The sequence below is a fragment of the Shewanella sp. HL-SH5 genome (assembly GCF_051163755.1).
GTDB lineage: Bacteria > Pseudomonadota > Gammaproteobacteria > Enterobacterales > Shewanellaceae > Shewanella > Shewanella glacialimarina.
In genome coordinates this window covers 1,419,366-1,441,404 of the sequence record NZ_CP195038.1, presented here as the reverse complement: position 1 = coordinate 1,441,404, position 22,039 = coordinate 1,419,366, and the positions used below count along the sequence as shown (strand labels likewise).

The following is a 22,039-nucleotide window of genomic DNA, read 5'->3' as shown; positions in this document are numbered from 1 at the left end:
TGAGTAGTGAGTAGCATTTAGTTTTTAGACATACTGCTTTAAGCGTTGACTGGGTAGATTAAGCAATATGACGGATAAAAAATGGGAACCTTGTGGTTCCCATTTTTTTCTAACCGATTTATAAAATCAGCTTATTTATTATTTAGTGCCGAATATCTTATCACCAGCATCACCTAAACCAGGCAAAATATAACCTTGCTCATTTAGACAATCATCAATTGCTGCTGTGTAAAGTTCAATATCAGGATGAGCTAAACCAAGTGCTTTAATGCCTTCAGGTGCAGCAACAAGCACTAATGCTTTAATTGACGTACAGCCGCGAGCCTTTAATAGGTCAATAGTGGCTATCATAGAGCCGCCAGTGGCTAACATAGGATCAACGACTAACGCGATGCGCTCGTCAACATTACTGACTATTTTTTCAAAATACGGTACCGGTTCTAACGTTTTTTCATCACGATAAATACCGACAACAGAGATACGTGCACTCGGTATATGCTCAAGTACACCATCCATCATACCTAAGCCCGCACGTAAAATAGGCACTACAGTAACTTTTTTACCTTTGATTTGATCGACTTCAACAGGGCCGTTCCAACCATTAATAGTGACTTTTTCAGTTTCAAAGTCTGCGGTAGCTTCATAGGTTAACAAACTGCCGACTTCGGTCGCCAATTCGCGAAAACGCTTAGTACTGATATCTGCTTCACGCATCAATCCTACTTTGTGGCGAATAAGAGGGTGTTTTACTTCAACAACTTTCATCTTCGATCTCCCAGCTTTGTCTAATTACAGCCAAATTTAACGAATTTTAGTGTATTTATCCCTTCTATAAAACATAAAGTTTTATAAATGCAGTAAATCGTGAGCTAAGCCAATAAAAATCACACAATTTGGTGTTTTATCTGGCGGATAAAGCTAAATGATGGCTTTCGAGTAACGGCACAAGCTGGTAGAATGTGGCCGCATAAAATTCCTTAAACGATGTACCCGAGAGGATCCTCCGTGAGCACTCCTACACCATTAAGTTACAAAGATGCCGGCGTTGATATAGATGCAGGTAACGCATTAGTTAGTAACATTAAAACTGCGGTTAAACGCACCCGTCGTCCAGAAGTTATGGGCAACTTAGGTGGTTTTGGCGCATTATGTGAATTACCGACTAAATATAAACACCCTGTATTAGTGTCTGGCACCGATGGTGTTGGTACTAAACTGAGACTGGCAATTGATCATAAGAAACATGACACTGTCGGAATCGATCTTGTTGCCATGTGTGTGAATGATTTAATTGTATCGGGTGCCGAGCCGTTATTCTTTTTAGATTACTATGCGACTGGCAAACTAGACGTTGAAACTGCAACCTCTGTTGTTAATGGTATTGCTGAAGGCTGTGTTCAATCTGGTTGTGCGTTAATTGGCGGTGAAACTGCTGAAATGCCAGGTATGTACGAAGGTGAAGATTACGACTTAGCCGGTTTCTGTGTTGGCGTTGTTGAAAAAGCTGACATTATTGACGGCACAAAAGTTAAAGCCGGTGATTCACTTATCGCTTTAGGTTCTAGCGGCCCTCACTCAAATGGTTATTCGTTAATTCGTAAAGTCTTAGAAGTAAGCAAAGCAGACCCTAAGCAAGACTTAGCCGGTAAGCCGTTAATTGATCATTTACTTGAACCAACTAAGATTTATGTAAAATCATTACTTAAATTGCTTGAGCAAACTGAAGTTCACGCGATGGCGCATATCACTGGTGGTGGATTCTGGGAAAATATCCCACGCGTATTACCAGCAGATTGCAAAGCGGTTGTTAAGGGTGATTCTTGGCAATGGCCTGTTGTGTTCGACTGGTTAATGACTAATGGAAATATCGCTAAGCGTGAAATGTACTTAACCTTCAACTGTGGTGTGGGTATGGTCATTGCACTGCCAACTGATAAAGTTGACGCTGCATTAGCATTGTTAACTGCTGAAGGTGAAAACGCTTGGCTAATTGGTGAAATTGCCAATCGTAATGCCGATGAAGAGCAAGTGGAGATTGTATAATGCCTGCTAGCTGTCGCGTTGTGGTGTTGATTTCAGGTAACGGTAGTAATTTACAAGCTATTTTAGACGGTTGTGATGACAACCTAAACGCTGAAGTAGTGGGTGTTATCAGTAACAAACCTGACGCATATGGCTTGATACGCGCTCACTATAGTGAAATTGATACCAGTTGTGTCATTGCTCGCAAAGGTGAAGCACGTGAAGAGTATGATATTCGTCTTGCTGCTTGCATTGAAAAATATCAGCCAGACTTAATTGTACTTGCCGGTTTTATGCGTATTTTATCCGATGACTTTGTCGGTCGTTATTTAGGTAAGATGATCAATATTCATCCGTCATTATTACCTAAGTATACTGGCCTTAATACTCATCAACGCGCTATCGATGCCAAAGACAAAGCGCATGGCACTAGTGTGCACTTTGTTATTCCAGAACTTGATGCAGGACCGGTTGTTTTACAAGCTAAAGTACCGATTTATGCTGAAGATGATGCTGAGATATTAGCAGAGCGAGTGCATGAGCAGGAACACGCTATTTACCCTCTTGTGGTTAAATGGTTTAGTTTGGGCAGACTTGAAATGAAACAAAATCAAGCTTACCTGGACGGTGCGCTAATTGGCCCTAATGGTTACGCACCGGATTAATCCTAGCCCACTATGTTTGCATAAAAAAAATCACGCTGCGGCGTGATTTTTTATTCTAGCTATGTTTTAACGGGCTGTTTTCAAAAACTCTTTTATTATCAACTTAGCTAATCGACACTTTAGCGCACAGGCAAAGTCATATCAGCAAACATTTCATCAATAAGTTGTTGATCACGCAAAGCCACCGCATTTTCAACCACGGTACGGGTTAAATGGGGAGCAAAATGTAACATGAAGTCGTACATGTAACCACGTAAGAAACTGCCACGTCTAAAGCCAATTTTAGTGGTGCTGTGAGCAAATAAATGACTGGCATCTATCGCGATTAAATCTTTATCGATATTGGCATCAATTGCCATAGATGCAATAACCCCTACCCCTAGACCAAGACGGACATAGGTTTTTAATACGTCAGCACTGGTTGCACTAAACACCACTCTAGGGTGTAAATTAGCGCGATTAAACGACTTTTCAATTTCAGAGGCTTTATCAAAACCAAATACGTAGGTCACTAAAGGATATTTGGCTAAATCTTCAATGCTAGGTTTAGTAATACTGGCTAGAGGGTGATCGCGGGTGACCACTATTGAACGATTCCAGTGGTAACAAGGTAGCATAATTAGGTCGGTATAAAGATGCATAGCCTCTGTTGCAATAGCAAAATCAGCTTCACCTCGAGCCGCTTGCTCACTGATTTGGCTAGGCGTACCTTGATGCATATGTAAATTAACTTTAGGGTAACGCTTAATAAATTCTTTAATGATTTGCGGTAAAGCATAACGGGCCTGGGTATCAGTTGTGGCAATATTTAGCTCACCTTGATTTGGCTTAGTGTATTCTTCTGATACTTTTTTAATGCTTTCTACTTTGCCTAGAATATCATTCGCTATTTCGATAACCTGCAAACCAGCGGGGGTAACATGGGTTAAATGTTTGCCACTTCGACCAAATATTTGGATCCCAAGCTCATCCTCAAGCATACGAACTTGCTTGCTGATCCCCGGTTGTGAGGTATATAAATTTTCAGCAGTAGCTGATACATTTAAATTGTGTTTGACCACTTCGGCAATGTATCTTAATTGTTGCAGCTTCATGGCACCATTCCTTACTATTTAATTGGAACATTAGCAGTAATGACGCAATAGGACGCCACTAACCTCAACCCATCTATAACTAAATGTTATAGATAGTAGCAAATGTAATGTAAATTAGCATATAAGACAAGTGAAAATAGCCTACTGTAACTCAGCAAAATACCCTGAAATAGGCGTTAGTCGGCAAACTCACACGTGTGACAAGCTACAAAAATAGTGCTTTTGATGATCATTCAACAACTAACAACAACTTTTATCATCAAAATGACTGGGTTTTCAACGACAGTAGGCATAACTTACGCTAAGATATATATTAATTTTGGTTTTGCTATTCATCTATTATTAAAACAACAAATAGACTCGTGTTGCCTCTAACTGTTTTTAGATGCTGTACACGCAATAACTATGACAACATGGAAAACCTATGTCTTTAATTCTAATATTAATGCTGATTGGCGCTCTACTGCTACTCATTATTGGCTTCAGTATTGTTCAACAACAAAAAGAACGAGCTGAAGCAGAGCGAAGAGTTGAAGTCTCTCGTCATCGCGCTATTATTGATGAAACTGAAGCTGTTTTAGCTAACTCAGGAGCGGCATCTTGTTCTAGCCATATCATCTTAGTTCTTTATAAACGAATACAAGATGCACTCGAACAATCTATATCGTATGCGTCAGGCCAATTACTGGGTGATTACCAGCGTCGTTTAAGCGACATAAACAGCCAAATTAGCAGTATTTCTGGTTCGACCCCTCAAGTACCTCCGGTTGAGAACTTTCGCTTACCTGATAATGATCGACAAGTATTAGACCTAGTAAAAACCTTAAAAAAGCTAAAAGCTATATTACGTGCCGAGCATAATAAGGGAAAAGTTGATCCATCTGTGTTCAACGCAGAAGAAATGCGAATTGACAGCTTACAGCAACGTATTAACGTGGAGTCGATGATTTCCCGTGCACGCGCGGCATGCTACATGAAGCAATATGGTTCGAGTAAGCAAATGGTGACTAAAGCCCTTTCTACATTGCACCTCATTAAAGCCCAAACGCCTAACGACCCCTTTATAACCCGAAAATTAGATGAAGCAAAACAGTTGTTAGATGAAATTATGGGTGCGCAGAAAAACTCAGGCCCTGCGGTTCCGCAACCGAAGAAGAATGATGACGAAGACGATTTAGATATGTTATTTCAGCGGAAGAAAAAATGGTAATTGGCTGTATTCTTGTCTGAATAACCGTTAATAACCACTACTGACTGAAACAAAAAAGCCTCATTTATTGAGGCTTTTTTGTTTTATGATTTTAAATAATCATTACTTTTGCTTTTGTTTCTCTTGTGCTTTCTTTAGTGCTTCTTTGTCTTGTCGGCGCTTTTCAATCACTTGATTCACGTCACTGCCGATATGGACCTCACCACGTTGCGTAGCAAGCTGTACCTGGCGTTCACGTTCAATAAAACGTTGACGCTGCTCGTCTGTCACCTTGTCAATACAATGCGGACAGCTAACACCTTGCTCATACGCAGCAGACAGCTTTTCTTGTTCCGTAATAGGCATACGACAGGCGTTACACTGGTCATATTGACCTTTCTCTAACGCATGATTCACAGCAACACGATTGTCAAAAACAAAACATTCACCTTTCCATAAGCTGTCTTCTGGCTGAACTTCTTCAAGATACTTAAGAATGCCCCCTTCCAGATGATAAACCTCTTCAAAGCCCTGCTCTTTCAAATACGCGGTTGATTTTTCACAGCGGATGCCACCGGTACAGAACATAGCCACTTTCTTGTGCTTAGCAGGATCAAGATTTTGCTTAACGTATGCTGGAAATTCACGGAATGTTTCTGTTACTGGGTTAACCGCGTGTTCAAAAGTACCAATTTGCACTTCATAGTCGTTACGAGTATCAACGAGTAATACATCAGGATCAGAAATAAGTGCATTCCAATCTTTAGGCTTAACATAGGTTCCGACTACTTTGCGTGGGTCGATGCCTTCGACCCCCATAGTAACAATTTCTTTCTTCAGTTTAACTTTGGTGCGATAGAAAGGCATTTCATTATCGAAAGAGACCTTAGTGACAATATTATCTAAGCCGGGCTGTGAGTCTAGCCAGGTGAGTAAAGCATTGATGCCTTCTTTATTGCTGGCTACCGTTCCGTTAATGCCTTCACTGGCTAACAGCAATGTGCCTCTTACGTCATGTTGTTCCATGACACTAAGCAATGGCTGCCTGATGGTTTCAAAGTGAGGTAAAGCAACAAACTTATAAAGAGCGCACACCACAAATTCAGATGTAGTTGCTGGTGTAGGTGTAGTAGACATAAGATCTCCGCTAGCTGGAACTTCATTTCCAGTGCATTGTGATTAAAAAATTGTGTGTCGAGGCCAAAAAACGGCCGGAATTATAACTAAATCACACTAAAAAAACAGTTATTAATCCATCAATCGTCTTTTCTGTGTCATTTACCCCTCAGTCTTGATCTTTTACGATAGAATATTGCTCTATTTAATGATTTCTACTCAGGTTAGCATGATAAATTATTTGTATACTTTTCGTCGTTGTCCTTACGCTATGCGTGCAAGAATAGGACTACACCTAAGTACACTTAATCCCGATGTGCGTGAAATTGAGCTTAAAAACAAGCCTGCTGAAATGTTAGCTATTTCAGCAAAAGCAACTGTGCCTGTTTTAGCTTATCAACAGCACACCATTGCAGAAAGTTTAGATATTTTCCAATTTGCGATTAGGCATTATCCACTCGATACATGTCCATATTTGGATAAAACTCAATATCAACTAGTTATTCAAAGTATTCACTCTGAAGAGCAGCAAGCACTGGTTTATAAAAATGATAACCACTTCAAACCCTGGTTAGATAAATATAAATATGCCGACAGACACCCACAAATGAGTCAATCAGCCTATCGACTCAAGGCTGAAGAATTTGTCCAAGAGCTTGAACACAAACTTAATATACAAACATTTTTATTTGCTAACAGTCCGACATTTGCTGACTACGCTATTTTTCCCTTTATTAGACAATTTGCAGCGGTTGATCATAAATGGTTTGAGTCTTGTGAATATATTAAAGTACAGCAATGGTTATCAGCGCTAGTTAACAGTGATCTATTTAAACAAGTGATGATTAAATACCCACTTTGGTTAGATGAAAAAAAATCGATCCCGCTAAAGCAACAATGAAATAGTTACTAAGTATTAGTTCTAAGTAATACTAAAAAATAATTTAAATTTTAATAACTTAAGGCTCTTTTATTTAGAGCAAACTTAAGGTAAATTAGCTTGCTGCACATAATACAGCTAAGTATTAAGATGGATTTTTAACTATTTTGCAGCAAGTTCACAATTAACCATTATGCTTAATAAAAGTCATTGCATAACGCAAAGGAAAAATGACATGGACAATATGGATATTACGCTAGCAATACTGCTTGTTACACTGATGCTATTACATGTTTTATTTTGTTATCGTGCGATTACCTCGCATGCGCAAATAAGCAGTAATAAACGCTGGTTTTGGAGTGGAATAAGCTTAGTGATGGGACCATTCGGTTATTATGTGTTTCAAAACTCATTGCCGATAGAGTCTCTTGAATAAAAGGGTTATTTGATACCCCTTACCTTTATAGCTTAAGTTTTACAGTTTAAGTGCTAAAGCTTCACTTCTTTTGGTTAAGTTTTTGAAGTAAATTTTTTATCTTGAGTTTGATACTTGAAAGTGACAACGGCTTAACAATATCATTTAATTTTATCGCCGAAATGTATGCCCTCATAGGCTAATTGAACACATACATTCAACACAGATAAAACTGTCATATAGCTAGTGCCTATTTGATAACAGGCACTAGAATGTATCCTCTACAAAAAGCGCGCAAATTGACGCCCTTCTTTCAATGACTTTATTGGTGCTGTTACTGTTGGCGTACCTATATATAAAAAGCCTACTATTTGATCATTGTCATTCAAGCCTAAATCTTGATGTACGTTTCTGTCAAAAGCAAAGTCTCCCGAACGCCACACAGCGCCTAATCCTAGAGAAAACACTGCCTGCTGCATCGCCATTGTTGCACACCCTGCTGCTATGTGCTGTTCTATAATTGGTACTTTGGAATGAGTTTGTGTTTTTGCGACCACAGTGATAACCAATGGCGCTCTAAATGGCATTTTTTCAGCTTTTTCGATAAGCGCTTCATCGGCTTGCGATTTTTTTGCGGCGCTGACAAAAATCTCAGCAAGGCGAGTCAGACCATCATCTTGGGCAATAATAAACTCCCATGGCGTTAACCCACCATGATCAGGTACACGAGCGGCTGCATTAAGAATGAAGTCCAGCTGCTCTGTCGTTGGCGCTGGAGTGGTCAATCTTGGGCTAGACTGACGAGTTAATAATAGTTCTGATGCTTTCAACGTTTTTATCCTAGCGATGGCTTTATTTAGGCTGATAATAACAAATATCCCACCTGTTTGGTGGGATATTTGCATTGGCTTTAATTGGGTTTAATTGGAATTAAACTCGCCTAATGTGATAAATACGTATGCCATGAATACTGCTTATACCGTTTTAGCCAGAAAGCGCTGAATATAATAGTCGACGCTGACGTAACGCCCTCCGCCCATGAACAGTAATACCAAAAGCATCAGTAAATAGGTAATCGCAAACTCAATGCCGTTATTCAAAATAACAAAGTTACCTGAACTGGTTAACCATTCATAATTACCATGTTGCTGTAAAATAGCTTTAGCGGCGGCGAGTTTTTCACCCGCTTCTAGCACACTGTCATTAGCTAGCCATGAACTGCCATCAGCAATCGCTAACCAGCCATTTTGCCAATGAACCGCAAAAGCTGCCACAGCCATTGTCACTATCAAAGGTAATGAAATAAGTCTTGTGGCTAATCCCATAAGCAACAAAAATCCACCGAAAAGTTCAGTTCCAGCCGCCAAAGCAGTCATCACTTCAGGCATGGGCAAACCAAGGCCCCAATCAGGATTACCAAACCAGGCCGCGGTATCTTCAAAATGAGACAATTTATTATATCCAGCTTGCATCAATACTGGTGCAAGATAAATTCTTAATGCTAGTGCGGCGAGACCATCAAAATGAGACAGTTTTTGAAGTATCTTTTGGTATAGAGAAAATAACGTTTGCATCTGGCTTCCTTTATTAAACAACAACATTGTTAATACTTTAACTATGTCAGAAATATTATGTAAATGGGTATGGCTAAATAAGACCCTGTATAAGGCAATAATATTTCAACACAGAGGTATTTAAACCCAAATTCAGCACTATCTGGCAATGCTTATGATAAATATTGATTAACTTACTGTCTAAATTTTCGTTTAAGGATAGCTGAAATCAATTAATGAAAAGTACCTATGATACAAGGGGAAGAAGTTTTGGCAGGTATTTCTTGCCATCAATAAAGCCCACATCGCACAAAATAGCCAATAACAATTTATCGCATATGCTACGCATTTAGGGGCATTAGTGTTTAGTGAAGGAGATGCAGTTTCTGCTTGCCATTGAAAGTAGGCTTGTAACAAAGTATCCGTTTGTTGCGTTGATAAACTGTGGGTTGCCAATATTGACGCTAAATCAAAAAGAGGATGACTGGTGGCTGCATATTCAAAATCAATACACATTAATCTTGCTAAGCCTTTGTTTTGATAGCCGTGAATATCCAATAGCAGGTTAAAGGGGGTTAAATCTCTGTGGCAAAAAGTCGGTGTAATTAAACATTCCTCTAATGCATTAAACCACTGCTTAACCATGTCGCTTTGGTCGTCGAGTTGGTTGAAATAGTGTTGCCATTCGGCGGTTTCCTGCGGGTAAGAGGCTATAAGCTGCTGCCGATACTCGTGCCATTGTTGCAGTAAGCTCACCTTTTTTTCAGGTAAAGGCAAAGTTGATAGATTTTTTAATACTTCAAATAGTTGTTCTACAGGTTGTGAGTTTGATGTACCTATGAGTATCTCATCCTCGCGAGGAGTATTTACACCATACTCATGATAAGCCTTATGCCAAGGTGTGGTTTCAACAATAAAGTCACTGAGATAAATTTCATAATTATCACTGTAAAAGTGTAATTTAGGGGCTATTGCTATCTGCTGTGCTTGACGCCAGCTAGCGACTTCATCTTGACGAGAGCACCACACAGCATCAACTTGGTTCACTCTTAACACTTGTGATTTTTGCATCTGTTCAATTTGGCATTTAAGCAGATAATTTTGGTTACTCAATCCCGCTGACAAGTGTTCAACGCTGATGCAATACTTAGCCAGTTTTTCCAGTTGGTTCGAAGGTACAAGCTTGAGCAGCAAGCTGACCACGTCATTAGGAAGTAAGTTTAACGCTGATTGAGCAACCAATGTTTCTAATTCAACCATTTTGAGAGAGTGGCTCTGAATTTGAATCTGTTTCTGCAAGCCATGTTTTGCGCCACATAAAGTATCCCACCACAGCCATAAAGACATAAAGTACAAACAGTGCAGTTGTCAGCATCAAGCCTTTACTAAAGTACAAATAAATTGATAGCGTATTGATAACAATCCAATAAAACCAATTTTCAAGCACCTTTTGAGCCACTAAAAAAGTGGTCATTACGGCAAAGCAGGTAGTGGCAGAATCTAGATAAGGAAATGATGCTTGGGTGTAGGTTGCCATAAAGTAACCCACAATAATTGATATTATTGATGTCACAGTAATCAACATGAAATGCGTATTAAGCGACCAACTAACAATGGCCGAGCCACTGTCATTAATAGCATGCTCCGGGCTATTACTCGGCTGTTGCATCCACATCCAATAACCGTAAACAGCCATCGCCATATAATAAATATTAAGCACTGACTCCATTAACAAAGACACTTTCCAGAAAAGTACCGTATAAATTGCCGTGCTGATAAACGCCGCTGCCCAGCACCAAATATTGGTGCGCATGGCTAATGCTAGGTACACCACGGCTAAAATGACTGCAACGGCCTCCCAGGCGGTCATCACACTCATTTCATTGAAGGCCTGGCTTATTGTTTGGCTAAATTCAAACATAAACATTACTCACTGTGGGCTAAATTAAGTTCACCACCAATAAACTTACATACAAATACCGCCTTGCCCCACTTACCATGTGCCGCTTGCATTTCAATCGCCAGCATCGACATAACATCCCCATACTCTCCACATATCTGTGTTGCCATAGCATTAGTTACTCGCTCAATATTGCTATAGCTGTCAACACGGCCTATAAACCACTTAATAGGGTCTAGGTAATTTTCATTAAATGGATACATGCTAATTTCTGCAGTTAATTTCATTATTGCCCCTCAAATAGTATTTTGCGGCGCCTGGAAATACCAAACCGTCGCAATGGTTAAGCTCATTTAACAAGGTCCAATATCAACATATGATGCAAATGAGCTTCACGAAAAATTACATAAATTTATAGTCGAAAGTTACGCCAATTTGACGTGGGTCACCGTAACGAATGTATTGCTTATCAGCCCAATCTGTATCGGGTTCGTTACCAAAGTAGAATCCACGTACGCCATAGTTTTCATCAAACACATTACGACCCCACAAATAGGCCGACCAGGTTGGTGTTTCATAACCTAGGCGAGTATTGACTATGTTATAAGCGTCAGATTGAGAGTCATTGCTGTCTGAATAATAGAAGTCACTTTTACCACTAGTATTAATATTGGCAAACCAACCGGAGTCAGCAAGATAAGTCACACCAGCACTGTAAGTAAAGTTGGGAGAGTGAGCTAATTCGCGTCCAGATAAATCAACAATAGTCCCATTTTTATCCTGGTAGCTATAATCGCCATATTCTGTTTCTAACCAGCCAAAACTACCGTACATTTGCAGATTTTCAGTCGCGTACCAATTCAAGTCAAGTTCGGCGCCGTAGTTACTTGAGCTGCCTGCATTTTCAGTGAATAACACAAAGCGTTGTGGATTTTCAGGATCTTGTAATGATGCTGCAACTTGTTGCTCTTCTCTGTCCATAAAGAAAAGCGCAAAGTTAGTATCAATTGCCCCCGCTAACCACACAGACTTAAGACCCAACTCGTAGTTATATAAAATTTCAGTATCGAATTGTTTTTTATCAGCCAACTCTGCCGGTAAAGTCATGTTAAAACCACCCGCCTTGTAGCCACGCGCGACTTTCCCATAAGCATTGTGTGCAGCATTAAGCGATTTAGACAAGGCTATATGGCCGCCCCACATGTCTTCAGAAGGCTTGAAATTGTCATTATTAGTATCAGAGTACTCACTGTTGCGACGCTCAAGGCGCAATCCGCTAGACAGTAAGTAATCGTCACCTAAATGACTGTCAAGTTGCGCAAACACCGCGAAATTAGATGCATCATAGCTTGATTGCAGTACTTCATCTGGCCAGGTGTTATATTCAGAATATAAATCATTGTCTTCTTGAAGGTTCATGGCATACACGCCAACTAACCAGTCAGTTGAGTCATTAAAAATACGACTTGCCTGGTTTGATGTGAAGCGAAACTCCTGCGATACAGTGTTACGATCGCCCTTTTTGTTCCAGGTATAATCGTAAACACAAGGTGCTGAGCCGGTGACATTCCAGTTATCATCATATTCATTACAGGTTTTACTGCTCCAATAAGCAGGATTAGCCCAGTCACCGTCGTATCCATGTTGATGATCAGTTTGTGCAAATGAGGTTAATGAGGTTAATTCAAAATATTTAGCGCCTGTGAACGACAGTTTTAGCCCTGCGCCAGTGGTTTTTTGATTATCAATACCGGGTTGATCCGTTAGGGTATCAAAACCATTATTATCCAATGTCCATGCATCATAACCGTTGTTATAGTTGGCGTGTAACAGGGTGAAGTCTGCCTGTACATCATCGGTGGCATACCAACGTAATTTTGCTCGGGTGGTCAATTCATCACGTTGATTGGTATCATCACGGCCTAAATAGCTGTTGTTTCTATAACCATTCTGATCATGCTTTTCAAGCGACACTCGATAAAGTAGCTTTCCTGAATCCGTGATAGGACCAGAGCTAAAACCTGAAAAAGTTTGCAGATTATCATCACCTAAACTGACTTTGGCGCCATTTTCAAAAGTGTCTGTTGGGTCATTACTTTTAAGATAGATCAAACCCGCTAATGCATTGGCGCCGTATTGTGTGCCTTGTGGACCACGTAATACTTCAACCTGTTGCATATCGTACATGCTTGACACCATGCCAAGACCTGACAAATCGATATCATCAACAATAAAACCAACCGATGAGTTAGGCGCGCCTTGATATTGCTCTTGTTCGCCAATTCCGCGTATTTGGAAGTATTTTGGGCGTGAGCTACCACCCGACCAGTTAAAGTTAGCAATAGAGTTTAATACATCTTCAAAATGCTGCGCGCCTTCATCTTCTAATTGCTGGGCATCGATAACCGTGACACTTGAAGGCATTTTATCAAGACTGATATTGCTGAAATCTGCATTTACGACAATCACTTCCATCTTTTCAGATTCAGGTGCGATACGCTCAATAGATTCAGTTGCGGCAAGACCATTGGTTGCATAAAGTGCCGTAAGAACAGCTAATGCGAGTGATGATTTTGCTGGGAAGATATTTTTTACAGGAAGCATAGGACCTCAAATATTAAGTTTGAGATCCGGCAAGTAGCGATAAAGAAGTGCACATCCATGAGATCGAAGTGGCCCATTCCTACGCCGGTATTAGCCGGATCAGGTTCTAAGGGTTCATCATTTGATATCTCAGTTTTCCAATTAAATATAAAATTTAACCAGTAAAACACCCCTTGGCGGAGGGGATTATATCTTAAATTTAGCTCGCTAGCAGGCAAAACTAATACTTTTTTCTGACTAAAAATAAAGCCAGCAAATGCTGGCTTAAAAAACGTGGATTTTTACTCATCTTAAAAGCTAAACAGCTGTTTAGATAAGTTATCGGTTAATTTGAAAATGCCTGGCGAATATACACTTCAAACCGAGTGGCTGTGGCATTAGGGGCAACCGCATTAACTTGTATTTGTTGTTTGCCGTGTAGCTTGAGTGATTTCCAGCTAGTGGCTTCATCTTCAATGGTAAAACCACTGGCATCAAACCAGGTGAATTTATACTGTAGGCGTAAATCTGTTGCCACTAAACTATTGATTTGTGCCGCTGCTTGAATTAAATCTGCGCTCTGGCGCTCATTTACATTAGTCACTGACACTTGTCGGCCAAAAGTACTATTGTCGACTCGTACTTCGCCTTGTGAATTAACTGAAATACCCGCTGTATGATTTGCACAGGCTGACAATAATAAACTTACAGATAATACGAAGTAACCCGTTAACTTTTTGATATTCATTGCAAAGCCTCTTCATTTATTCAATCAAAAAATGTGCTCTAGCAGTGGCAATTAACTGCTTTCTATTGGTTTGCCAACAATTAATACTCACATTCGCGACTCTTCGTCCCTGGCGAGTAATTTTACATTCTGCAAAGGTATCTTGATGTAAACCTGCGCGTAAATAGTCAATGGAGAAATCGACAATTTTAGGCACCTTTTTGGCTTGCATGAACACCATTAATTGCACAATTGCCGACATTTCCATAAAACCTGCTATTACCCCACCGTGTATAGCGGGCAATATAGGGTTACCTATATTGTCATCCTTAGCGGGTAATTTAAACACCATTTCGTCGCCAAATCGTTCTACCGACATACCAATAAATTGTGAATACGGCACTTTAGCCAGCAAATAACTGTAGTCATTCAGTTCAATCGCACGTTTTACCACATCTCTCACATCCAGTGAGGCTGAAGAGTCTGGCATATCGGCTTTGTTCGCTAAGATTTTAGATTCAGTCATGTTTGGCCTCCGGTAAATTGCCCATTAATGCCTGGCGAAACTCTTCGCCGACCATTTCAGGACTGATACGCATAAAGGTGCCAACGGCATGGGCAATAGGCTCATCTATGCTGTCCTGATAAGCGATTGCACGGGTAAAGGCTACGCTAGAGGATAATCGATAACATTCAGCAAACGCATACACAGCTTTGTGCGGCTCAGCCGGTTTCATATAATCGACACGTAGATCTAATGTGGGTGATATTTCTAAGGTTTGATATTTTTTTAAAATTGCACACACTACCGCAGTGCCGCAGGTTGTATCAATCAATGTGGTGATCACGCCGCCATGAATAACACCGGTATCTGGATAACCGATAATATCTTGACTATAAGGTAGTTCAATAAGTACATGGTGTTCGCTGGCTTCTTTAACCGACAAGCCTAATCGACGGCACTGGGCTAATTGATTAACAAATCGGGTTGCCACTTCCGTTAACGGGAAAAAATCAGAATTAATTTTCATTAGCCGCGGCTCAACATAGGTCCAAGCGGCTTACCACCTAATAAATGCAGATGAATATGGTACACTTCCTGGCCACCATGTTTATTGCAGTTCATGATCAACCGATAACCATCTTCGGCAATGCCTGCTTCATCGGCAAGCTTGGCCGCGACAGTCATCATTCGACCCAAAGCTAACTCATCAGACGCTTTAACATCATTTGCAGTCGCTATTAAATGGTTAGGAATAATCAAAATATGCGTCGGTGCTTGCGGTGAAATATCAAGAAATGCAGTAACCAAATCGTCTTGATAAAGAATATCAGCAGGAATTTCACGACGAATAATTTTGCTAAAAATGGTTTCTTCAGCCATTTGATTGTCCTTTTTGCGGTAGCCATGTTGAATGACAAAATGTGGATAGGCTTAAGTTTATAGTATTTTTCAATAAATATAACCGCTAATGATGCTTTTTCATTGTAGTCGTTTGCGTAAACCCGGCAATTTTGGCAGCATGGGTTCATTATCGTTTTTAGCGACTGGACCTTTTATGCATCATCACATTCATGCCATCGATCCCAAAGCCCATTTATTTGCCGTAACCGCCACATTGAATAATGCTCAGCCGCATCAAATATTCAGCTTACCTGCCTGGTTACCGGGCAGTTATATGATCCGTGACTTTGCTAAGAACATCATCGACATTCAATTTTTTGATGAAAATGATGCGCCGATTGGCTTTACGCAACTCGATAAACAAACATGGCAAGTGGATAATCAATCAACCACGATTACCTTGCGTTATCAAATTTATGCCTGGGACTTATCGGTGCGTACAGCTCACCTTGATACTAATCATGGCTTTTTTAATGGTAGTTCAGTTTTTCTCGCTGCCAATGGATTAGAGCATCACCCTCAACAGGTTACGATAGCGCCACCAGCATTGAATGACTTAGCCCAATGGAAAGTGGCGACCAGCATGACACGCGCAGCGGGTGAACAATTTGGTTTTGGCGAGTTTACCGCTGAAAATTACCAGGACTTAATTGATCATCCGGTTGAAATGGGCGACTTAACCATTGATACTTTTGTCGCAGCAGGCGTACCACACGATATTGTGTTAAGTGGAAAGCATCGCGCTAATATGGCCCGTTTAAAGCAAGACTTAAAAGCAATTTGCGAGTACCAAATTCACTTTTTTGATACCCCTGCTCCGTTTGAACGCTATGTGTTTATGACCACGGTATTAGATAATGGCTTTGGTGGTTTAGAGCATAAAGCTTCTACTGCCTTAATGTGTTCACGCAATGATTTACCTAAAAGTGAACAAGGTGAAGTCGAAACAGGCTATCGCACCTATTTATCCCTTTGCAGCCATGAATATTTCCATAGCTGGAATGTAAAACGCATCAAGCCGGCAAAGTTTACCCCGTTTGATTTATCCCAAGAAAGCTACACTGAGCAATTATGGGCTTATGAAGGTATTACCTCTTACTTTGATGACTTAATCACTTATCGCAGTGGCTGTATCGATCAAGAAAGCTATTTAACCTTATTGAGTGAAACTATGACTCGGGTTTATCGTGGTCAAGGCCGCTTTAAACAAAGTTTAGCTTCCTCAAGCTTTAATGCGTGGACAAAGTTTTATAAACAAGATGAAAATGCCGCCAATGCTATTGTCAGTTATTACACTAAAGGGGCGCTATTTGCGTTACTGTTAGACTTAACCTTAAGGCTTGAAACCCAGGGTAGTAAAAGCCTGGACGATGTGATGCGCATTTTATGGCAAGAGTATGGTTTAACCGAAAAAGGCACCGATAACAAAAGCCATCAACGCATTGTTGAATCATTATTAAAGCGTAATTGTGATGATCTTTTCAGCTTTTTATACAACACAGATGATCTGCCATTAGCTGATTTACTCGCTAAAGTGGGCGTTGAAATGAGCCTGCGAAGCAGTGAAGGCAGCAGTGATACTGGCGGCAGCAAAGCTAAGGGCTTTAAAATTGGATTTGGTGCCCGTGTTAAAGCGGAAAGCTTAGGCTTAAAAATACTTACCGTAACCCAGGATAGTCCAGCTCATCAGGCAGGTTTAAGTGCTGGCGACTTATTAATAGCCGCTGATAATTTACAAGTAAATGGTCAATTTGAGCAACAACTGCAACACTACCCTATTAATGAGTCGATTAAACTGCATTGGTTTAGACGCGATGAATTAATGCAAGGTGACTTAATAATTCAAGCTGCTGTAAAAGATACTGTGATGCTAAAGATTAAAGATAAAAATTTAGTCAAACTATGGTTATCTCAATAGATAAAATAACTTAGTACTTAAATATTAGCGCCTACTGATTAAAAAAAAGTGCTTAAGCTTAGCCCTAGAAGGTATCGTATTGTATGCGATATCTTCTAGGCTAATTAAGTCAGTCATGAGTTATCCCTAAACCATCACCTCGTGAACATGAGTTTGAGCCCATGCAATTGCTTGACCGCGGCTTGATACCCCAATTTTTCTAAATGCGCGGTACAAATGGGTCTTAATAGTTGATTCACTGACAAATAATTTATTGGCTATATCAAGGTTAGTATTGCCAGATAATAATGCCTGTAATACTTCACGCTCTCTGATGGTGAGGTTATCAATATCATTTTCATTGTCTACATTGTCGGAATCAACACGTAAATCAGCAGGAATAACACTTTGGCCTTTTAAAATACTTTCAAGCCCTTTACCTAAATTGGTTAATGTTGCATCAGTATAAAAAACGCCTAATGTAGTCTTAGGGTTTATTAAAAATCTTGCATCAACTTGCTTAGGAAAATTGATAAACACGGTTTTCGTTTCAGTTAACTCCCGTTCAATCACTCGTTGTAATTGGTAAGTTTGTTGTAAATCTATAGTCGACAAATCAAAAACAACTAAACTGCATTTCTGCACCGCAAGAAAATCGGCCATGTTACCTGGCTGTGCACAGGTTAATTTAACTAAAAACTCTTGTGGCCATCTTACTGTCAATAAATCCATTAATAAATGCGAGCGAGACACCAGCATCCAGTTGGCTACTTTAAACATTATTTAACTCTCCTTGTAAACTGATTAACATACAGTGCCGTTTCATCAGTCTAGATGAAACGCTAAAGCACTAAAGTAACAAATTAGTATTACATTAAATATTAGCCAAAAGAGTAGAGTTGTCACTTTTGTTTATATTTAAACATCTAACGCTATCAAAAAACCAACAAACTAAATCGTAAATTATTGATAAAGTTAAAAAACAATAAATAACAGCTAGAACTATCATTAACTTAAATAGGTTCACTCCCTCTTTATTACTATAAAAATTTGCTGAACAAAGACGCAAGCAATGACAGAAACAGCATAATTGATACTATTTGCCAGAACTTAAGTGGATCTTTTTCGATAAAAGGTACCCTAGCTTTGGTAATTTTATGTATTTGAGGGGTATGTAGTTGATGGATAAATTCACAGGTATCGGCTTGTCTAAAGCTGGGTTCAATACTCATGGCTTTTTTGAGGACCGAATCCATCCATTCTGGCACCATAGGATTCAATTTATGTACACTGACATAAGTTAGTTTTAAAAAATCATTTCGCTTGTGACATTTGCATAGCTGACCTTTAAACGGCAATTCACCGGCAAGCATTTCAAAGGTGATTACCGCTAACGAAAACAAGTCTGCTCGGCCATCTGATTGGTAACCTAATATCACTTCTGGTGCTGTGTAATCTGCAGTACCCAAGATATTATCGCGCACTAATGGCGTGCTAATTTCAGCAATACCTTTAATAAAGCATGAGCCAAAATCGATAATTTTTACTCCACCCTGGCGGGTAATAAAGATATTATCTGGCTTTAAATCTTGGTGTAATGTCTCACGTCGATGAAAAGCTCTGATGCCGAGTTCCATCTGCTTAACCAGCCGCAGTACCTCTTCTACTGAGGCTTTTCTATGCTGTACTAACCACTGTGACAAACTCACACCATCTAAAAATTCGGTTAAATAGTACAATGCGGATTTGGGTCTATTTTGTTCGGCTATTTTAACCACATAGTTATTATTGATACGATTACCCACCCAGCTTTCTAGCATAAATCGCTCAATATAGGCGGCATCATCAAGGTAATTGACCGAAGGGGTTTTCATGCAAAAAGCTTTACCCTCGCTATTTATTACCCGATAAACCTGGCTGCGTTGCGACTGATGGATAATATGGGTCACTTGATATCCATCAAGTTTCATCCCTATATCCATTGGCGGTGGAAAAGGTTTGCTGGCCAGCCGTTGATAAACGTCATCGATTTCTTGATTGGGCAAACGGTCGATGCACAACAGCTGCGCACTGACATTATCTTTGCTTCCCGCGCTGAGTGCTTTTGCCATTAACTGGTGACAAAACTGTTCACATTGTTCATCTAATAATTGCGGGTGCAGGCTAATGTGTTTATCTAGGTATTGATTAATTTCATAGTCAGTGAGTACATCATGAATGCCGTCTGTGGTCAGTAAAAACACATCCCCAACCTGTAACGAAATGGCTTTATAGTCGACCTCTAACTTAACGTCCATCCCTAGTGCTCGGGTCAAATAATGCTGGGTCTCACTGACGCTGGTACTGTGATCGCGACTGAGTTTAACCAGCTCACCGGCTCGCAGTCGATACACTCGAGAATCTCCGACATGCAGCATATGAGCGGTACACGATTTGAATATCAGTGCAGAAAAGGTGCACACAAAACCTCGACGAGCATCTCGATAATCTTGCCCTAACCCATATAACCAACGGTTTAATGCTGTTAGCACTTTATTACTTGAGGTTTGCACACTCCAGGTGTCAGGCGTGGAATAATAATCACTAATAAAATTACTGACACTGATGGCTGATGCCTGTGCACCGCCTTCTGCGGTGCTTACGCCATCACTAATAACCGTGACAATTCCTTTGGTGGTCAGCATTAATCCCGAGGGAATACGGATGCCAATTGCATCTTCATTAGCCGCTTTAATCCCTTTGTCTGACGCTTGACCTACATGGATATGAAGTTGCTCTGCATCGGAACACATCAACACAGTGTTAGCTGGCTCTTGATTACTTGCTGTTGCTGATGTTGCTAATGTTACCAACACTTCTGATGGCGATACTAACGTCTGTTGCGTGGGTGGTTCAGCGCTTTGTTTGATCATATCGTCTTACCCGCACCTTATTTAAAGCCAAGCATTATAAAATTTATCGCGGCCGTTATTCTCATACTTGATTGGCTGGCGTGATTTACTAGCATGACAAAAACGATGTCACTAAAATAAAAGCAAAAAAGTACATTCACATCAATAAGCACAAAACTCGCCGTTAATCTTAAATAGACTTACGGCGAGTTAATCACGTTACACTTTTGGCCATTAGCTAACACTGATTAAAGTGACTTCACCTTGCTCATTCACCTCAGCAATGTGGCCTTTAGGCTCATTCATAAATAATAAGGTGATAAAGCCAAATATGGCACTTACCGCAATAACATAGAAGAACATTTGCGTCGATACCACAGAGTAAACCGTTAGAAAAAATACCGCGCCAACGTTGCCATAAGCCCCTGTCATTCCAGCTATTTGCCCGGTTAAACGGCGCTTAATTAATGGCACTGCGGCAAATACTGCCCCTTCACCACCTTGTACAAAGAACGAACATGCCATCACCACCACTACCGCCACAGGCAAATTCCAGCTTGAATCGATTTGCGCGACCGAGAAATAACCAATCGCTAACCCCGCAGTTAAAATAAGTAAGGTAACTTTACGACCAAACTTATCACTTAACCAACCACCACCTGGGCGAGACATTAAGTTCATAAAGGCATAACTTGACGCCACCATACCCGCCTGCGCCATACCTAACCCAAAGGTTTCAGCAAAAAATAATGGCAACATAGACACTACCGCTAGCTCTGAGCCAAATGTGGTGAAATACAACACATTCAGCACCGCCACTTGCTTGAACTCATAACGCTCAAACTCTGGCACTTCGCTGCTAAAAATATGCTTATTGACTTGATAGGTCTGGTAATAGTCAATAATAAATATTACAACTAATGCGCCATAAATGAGGTTAGTGATGTCTTGGGTAAACATGCTGACGCCTGCTGGAGATAGCTTCCACCCCAGTAAAGCAAGCGTGGCATACATAGGGATTTTCATGATAATCAATAACACAAAATCCCCTTTGCTGGTGACTTCTAAGCCGCCGCCTTTTTTGGGTTTAAAATAAGTTGACCCTTTAGGTGTGTCGGTAATATTAAAATAATACACAAAAGAGAATGCCAAACTCATTAACCCGGTAAAGGCGATAGCATAACGCCAACCATTTTCACCACCAAAAGCTAACGCAACAGCTGGTAATGTAAAGGCCGCCGCCGCAGAGCCAAAGTTACCCCAGCCGCCATATATGCCCTCAGCGGTGCCCAGCTCTTTAGCGGGAAACCACTCACTTACTACCCTAATACCAATCACAAAGCCTGCACCGATAAAGCCAATTAAAAAACGTGCTAACGCTAACTGCTCAAAAGTATCTGCGACCGCGAACATAAAACACGGAATAGAACAAATGGCTAATAACGCTGAATAGGTTAACCTTGGACCATATTTATCAGTCACCATGCCGATAATAATCCGCGCCGGAATAGTTAACGCCACATTCAAAATTAATAGGGTTTTGATTTGATCTTTCGTTAAGCCCAAACTATCCGCAATCACGCTCACTAAAGGCGCGGCGTTAAACCACACTACAAACGTGATAAAGAAGGCCATCCAGCTCAAGTGCAATACTTTCATTTTGCCCGTAAATGAAAATAGGTTAAATTTTTCTGCGCTCATA

The 22,039-nt window shown here is 40.3% G+C and carries 22 protein-coding genes and 1 riboswitch; of the genes, 6 read left to right on the top strand and 16 right to left on the bottom strand.

Annotated elements, in window-relative coordinates:
* Window positions 1-138: 138 nt before the first annotated feature.
* Window positions 139-765 (bottom strand): uracil phosphoribosyltransferase, encoded by a 627-nt coding sequence (gene upp / locus ACRWQM_RS06230; protein ID WP_226414748.1) that lies wholly within the window; start codon window positions 763-765, stop codon window positions 139-141.
* A 240-nt stretch (window positions 766-1,005) separates the two neighbouring features.
* On the opposite strand from upp, the gene purM reads away from it, so the two are divergent.
* Together purM and purN are read left to right on the top strand one after the other, a co-directional pair.
* Window positions 1,006-2,043, top strand: coding sequence for a phosphoribosylformylglycinamidine cyclo-ligase (purM, locus tag ACRWQM_RS06225; RefSeq protein WP_226414746.1), 1,038 nt, complete (start codon window positions 1,006-1,008; stop codon window positions 2,041-2,043).
* Window positions 2,043-2,687 carry a phosphoribosylglycinamide formyltransferase gene (purN, locus tag ACRWQM_RS06220; RefSeq protein WP_434931598.1) on the top strand — a complete coding sequence of 215 codons (645 nt, stop codon included), beginning with the start codon at window positions 2,043-2,045 and terminating at the stop codon, window positions 2,685-2,687. Before purM ends, purN begins: the two co-directional genes overlap by 1 nt.
* Before the next feature lie 119 nt (window positions 2,688-2,806).
* On the opposite strand, the gene cysB is transcribed toward purN, so the two are convergent.
* The gene (cysB, locus tag ACRWQM_RS06215; RefSeq protein WP_226414742.1) at window positions 2,807-3,781 is read right to left on the bottom strand and encodes an HTH-type transcriptional regulator CysB; all 975 of its coding nucleotides are present in this window, start codon (window positions 3,779-3,781) and stop codon (window positions 2,807-2,809) included.
* Window positions 3,782-4,205: 424 nt separating this feature from the next.
* On the opposite strand from cysB, the gene ACRWQM_RS06210 reads away from it, so the two are divergent.
* Window positions 4,206-4,991 carry a hypothetical protein gene (locus tag ACRWQM_RS06210; protein WP_434931597.1) on the top strand — a complete coding sequence of 262 codons (786 nt, stop codon included), beginning with the start codon at window positions 4,206-4,208 and terminating at the stop codon, window positions 4,989-4,991.
* A 102-nt stretch (window positions 4,992-5,093) separates the two neighbouring features.
* Here the strand turns inward: ACRWQM_RS06210 and ACRWQM_RS06205 are convergent, their stop codons facing one another.
* Entirely contained in the window at window positions 5,094-6,107 is a 1,014-nt protein-coding gene (locus ACRWQM_RS06205; RefSeq protein WP_434926560.1) for a rhodanese-related sulfurtransferase, read from the bottom strand.
* 208 nt (window positions 6,108-6,315) lie between these two features.
* Here ACRWQM_RS06205 and ACRWQM_RS06200 point away from each other — a divergent pair, with 208 nt between their 5' ends.
* Window positions 6,316-6,987, top strand: a complete 672-nt coding sequence (locus ACRWQM_RS06200; protein WP_434931596.1) for a glutathione S-transferase — start codon at window positions 6,316-6,318, stop codon at window positions 6,985-6,987.
* A gap of 214 nt (window positions 6,988-7,201) precedes the next feature.
* Complete coding sequence (locus ACRWQM_RS06195) at window positions 7,202-7,402, top strand: hypothetical protein (RefSeq protein WP_434926562.1); 201 nt, start codon at window positions 7,202-7,204, stop codon at window positions 7,400-7,402.
* 260 nt (window positions 7,403-7,662) lie between these two features.
* On the opposite strand, the gene ACRWQM_RS06190 is transcribed toward ACRWQM_RS06195, so the two are convergent.
* From ACRWQM_RS06190 to hinT, 10 genes are all read right to left on the bottom strand, one after another.
* A complete protein-coding gene (locus tag ACRWQM_RS06190) occupies window positions 7,663-8,211 on the bottom strand; it encodes an NAD(P)H nitroreductase (RefSeq protein ID WP_434926563.1) in 549 nt (182 codons plus the stop codon).
* Between the two features lie 144 nt (window positions 8,212-8,355).
* Window positions 8,356-8,955 (bottom strand): HvfX family Cu-binding RiPP maturation protein, encoded by a 600-nt coding sequence (locus tag ACRWQM_RS06185; protein ID WP_434931595.1) that lies wholly within the window; start codon window positions 8,953-8,955, stop codon window positions 8,356-8,358.
* Window positions 8,956-9,147: 192 nt separating this feature from the next.
* On the bottom strand, window positions 9,148-10,194 hold the full coding sequence (locus tag ACRWQM_RS06180) for a phosphotransferase (protein WP_434931594.1): 1,047 nt from the start codon (window positions 10,192-10,194) through the stop codon (window positions 9,148-9,150).
* Window positions 10,187-10,855: a nicotinamide riboside transporter PnuC gene (pnuC, locus tag ACRWQM_RS06175; protein WP_434931593.1), complete on the bottom strand. Its 669-nt coding sequence runs from the start codon at window positions 10,853-10,855 to the stop codon at window positions 10,187-10,189. Before pnuC ends, ACRWQM_RS06180 begins: the two co-directional genes overlap by 8 nt.
* Window positions 10,856-10,860: 5 nt before the next feature.
* Window positions 10,861-11,121, bottom strand: coding sequence for a hypothetical protein (locus ACRWQM_RS06170; protein WP_434931592.1), 261 nt, complete (start codon window positions 11,119-11,121; stop codon window positions 10,861-10,863).
* A gap of 115 nt (window positions 11,122-11,236) precedes the next feature.
* A complete protein-coding gene (locus ACRWQM_RS06165) occupies window positions 11,237-13,438 on the bottom strand; it encodes a TonB-dependent receptor (RefSeq protein WP_434931591.1) in 2,202 nt (733 codons plus the stop codon).
* A 59-nt stretch (window positions 13,439-13,497) separates the two neighbouring features.
* Window positions 13,498-13,622, bottom strand: a riboswitch (TPP riboswitch).
* Between the two features lie 141 nt (window positions 13,623-13,763).
* Window positions 13,764-14,159, bottom strand: a complete 396-nt coding sequence (locus tag ACRWQM_RS06160; RefSeq protein WP_434931987.1) for a YcfL family protein — start codon at window positions 14,157-14,159, stop codon at window positions 13,764-13,766.
* Between the two features lie 22 nt (window positions 14,160-14,181).
* A complete protein-coding gene (locus ACRWQM_RS06155; protein WP_434931590.1) occupies window positions 14,182-14,670 on the bottom strand; it encodes a PaaI family thioesterase in 489 nt (162 codons plus the stop codon).
* Window positions 14,663-15,175, bottom strand: a complete 513-nt coding sequence (locus ACRWQM_RS06150; RefSeq protein WP_226414713.1) for a PaaI family thioesterase — start codon at window positions 15,173-15,175, stop codon at window positions 14,663-14,665. The genes ACRWQM_RS06155 and ACRWQM_RS06150 overlap by 8 nt, the downstream gene beginning before the upstream one ends.
* Window positions 15,175-15,528: a purine nucleoside phosphoramidase gene (gene hinT, locus ACRWQM_RS06145; RefSeq protein ID WP_434931589.1), complete on the bottom strand. Its 354-nt coding sequence runs from the start codon at window positions 15,526-15,528 to the stop codon at window positions 15,175-15,177. Before hinT ends, ACRWQM_RS06150 begins: the two co-directional genes overlap by 1 nt.
* A gap of 175 nt (window positions 15,529-15,703) precedes the next feature.
* On the opposite strand from hinT, the gene ACRWQM_RS06140 reads away from it, so the two are divergent.
* Window positions 15,704-17,467 (top strand): M61 family metallopeptidase, encoded by a 1,764-nt coding sequence (locus ACRWQM_RS06140; protein WP_434931588.1) that lies wholly within the window; start codon window positions 15,704-15,706, stop codon window positions 17,465-17,467.
* Window positions 17,468-17,593: 126 nt separating this feature from the next.
* On the opposite strand, the gene ACRWQM_RS06135 is transcribed toward ACRWQM_RS06140, so the two are convergent.
* The 3 genes from ACRWQM_RS06135 to ACRWQM_RS06125 form a co-directional block, all read right to left on the bottom strand.
* Window positions 17,594-18,226 carry a LuxR C-terminal-related transcriptional regulator gene (locus tag ACRWQM_RS06135; protein WP_434926570.1) on the bottom strand — a complete coding sequence of 211 codons (633 nt, stop codon included), beginning with the start codon at window positions 18,224-18,226 and terminating at the stop codon, window positions 17,594-17,596.
* A 260-nt stretch (window positions 18,227-18,486) separates the two neighbouring features.
* Window positions 18,487-20,238 (bottom strand): protein kinase domain-containing protein, encoded by a 1,752-nt coding sequence (locus ACRWQM_RS06130; protein ID WP_434931986.1) that lies wholly within the window; start codon window positions 20,236-20,238, stop codon window positions 18,487-18,489.
* A gap of 333 nt (window positions 20,239-20,571) precedes the next feature.
* The gene (locus tag ACRWQM_RS06125) at window positions 20,572-22,038 is read right to left on the bottom strand and encodes a NarK family nitrate/nitrite MFS transporter (protein WP_434931587.1); all 1,467 of its coding nucleotides are present in this window, start codon (window positions 22,036-22,038) and stop codon (window positions 20,572-20,574) included.
* Window position 22,039: the final 1 nt, after the last annotated feature.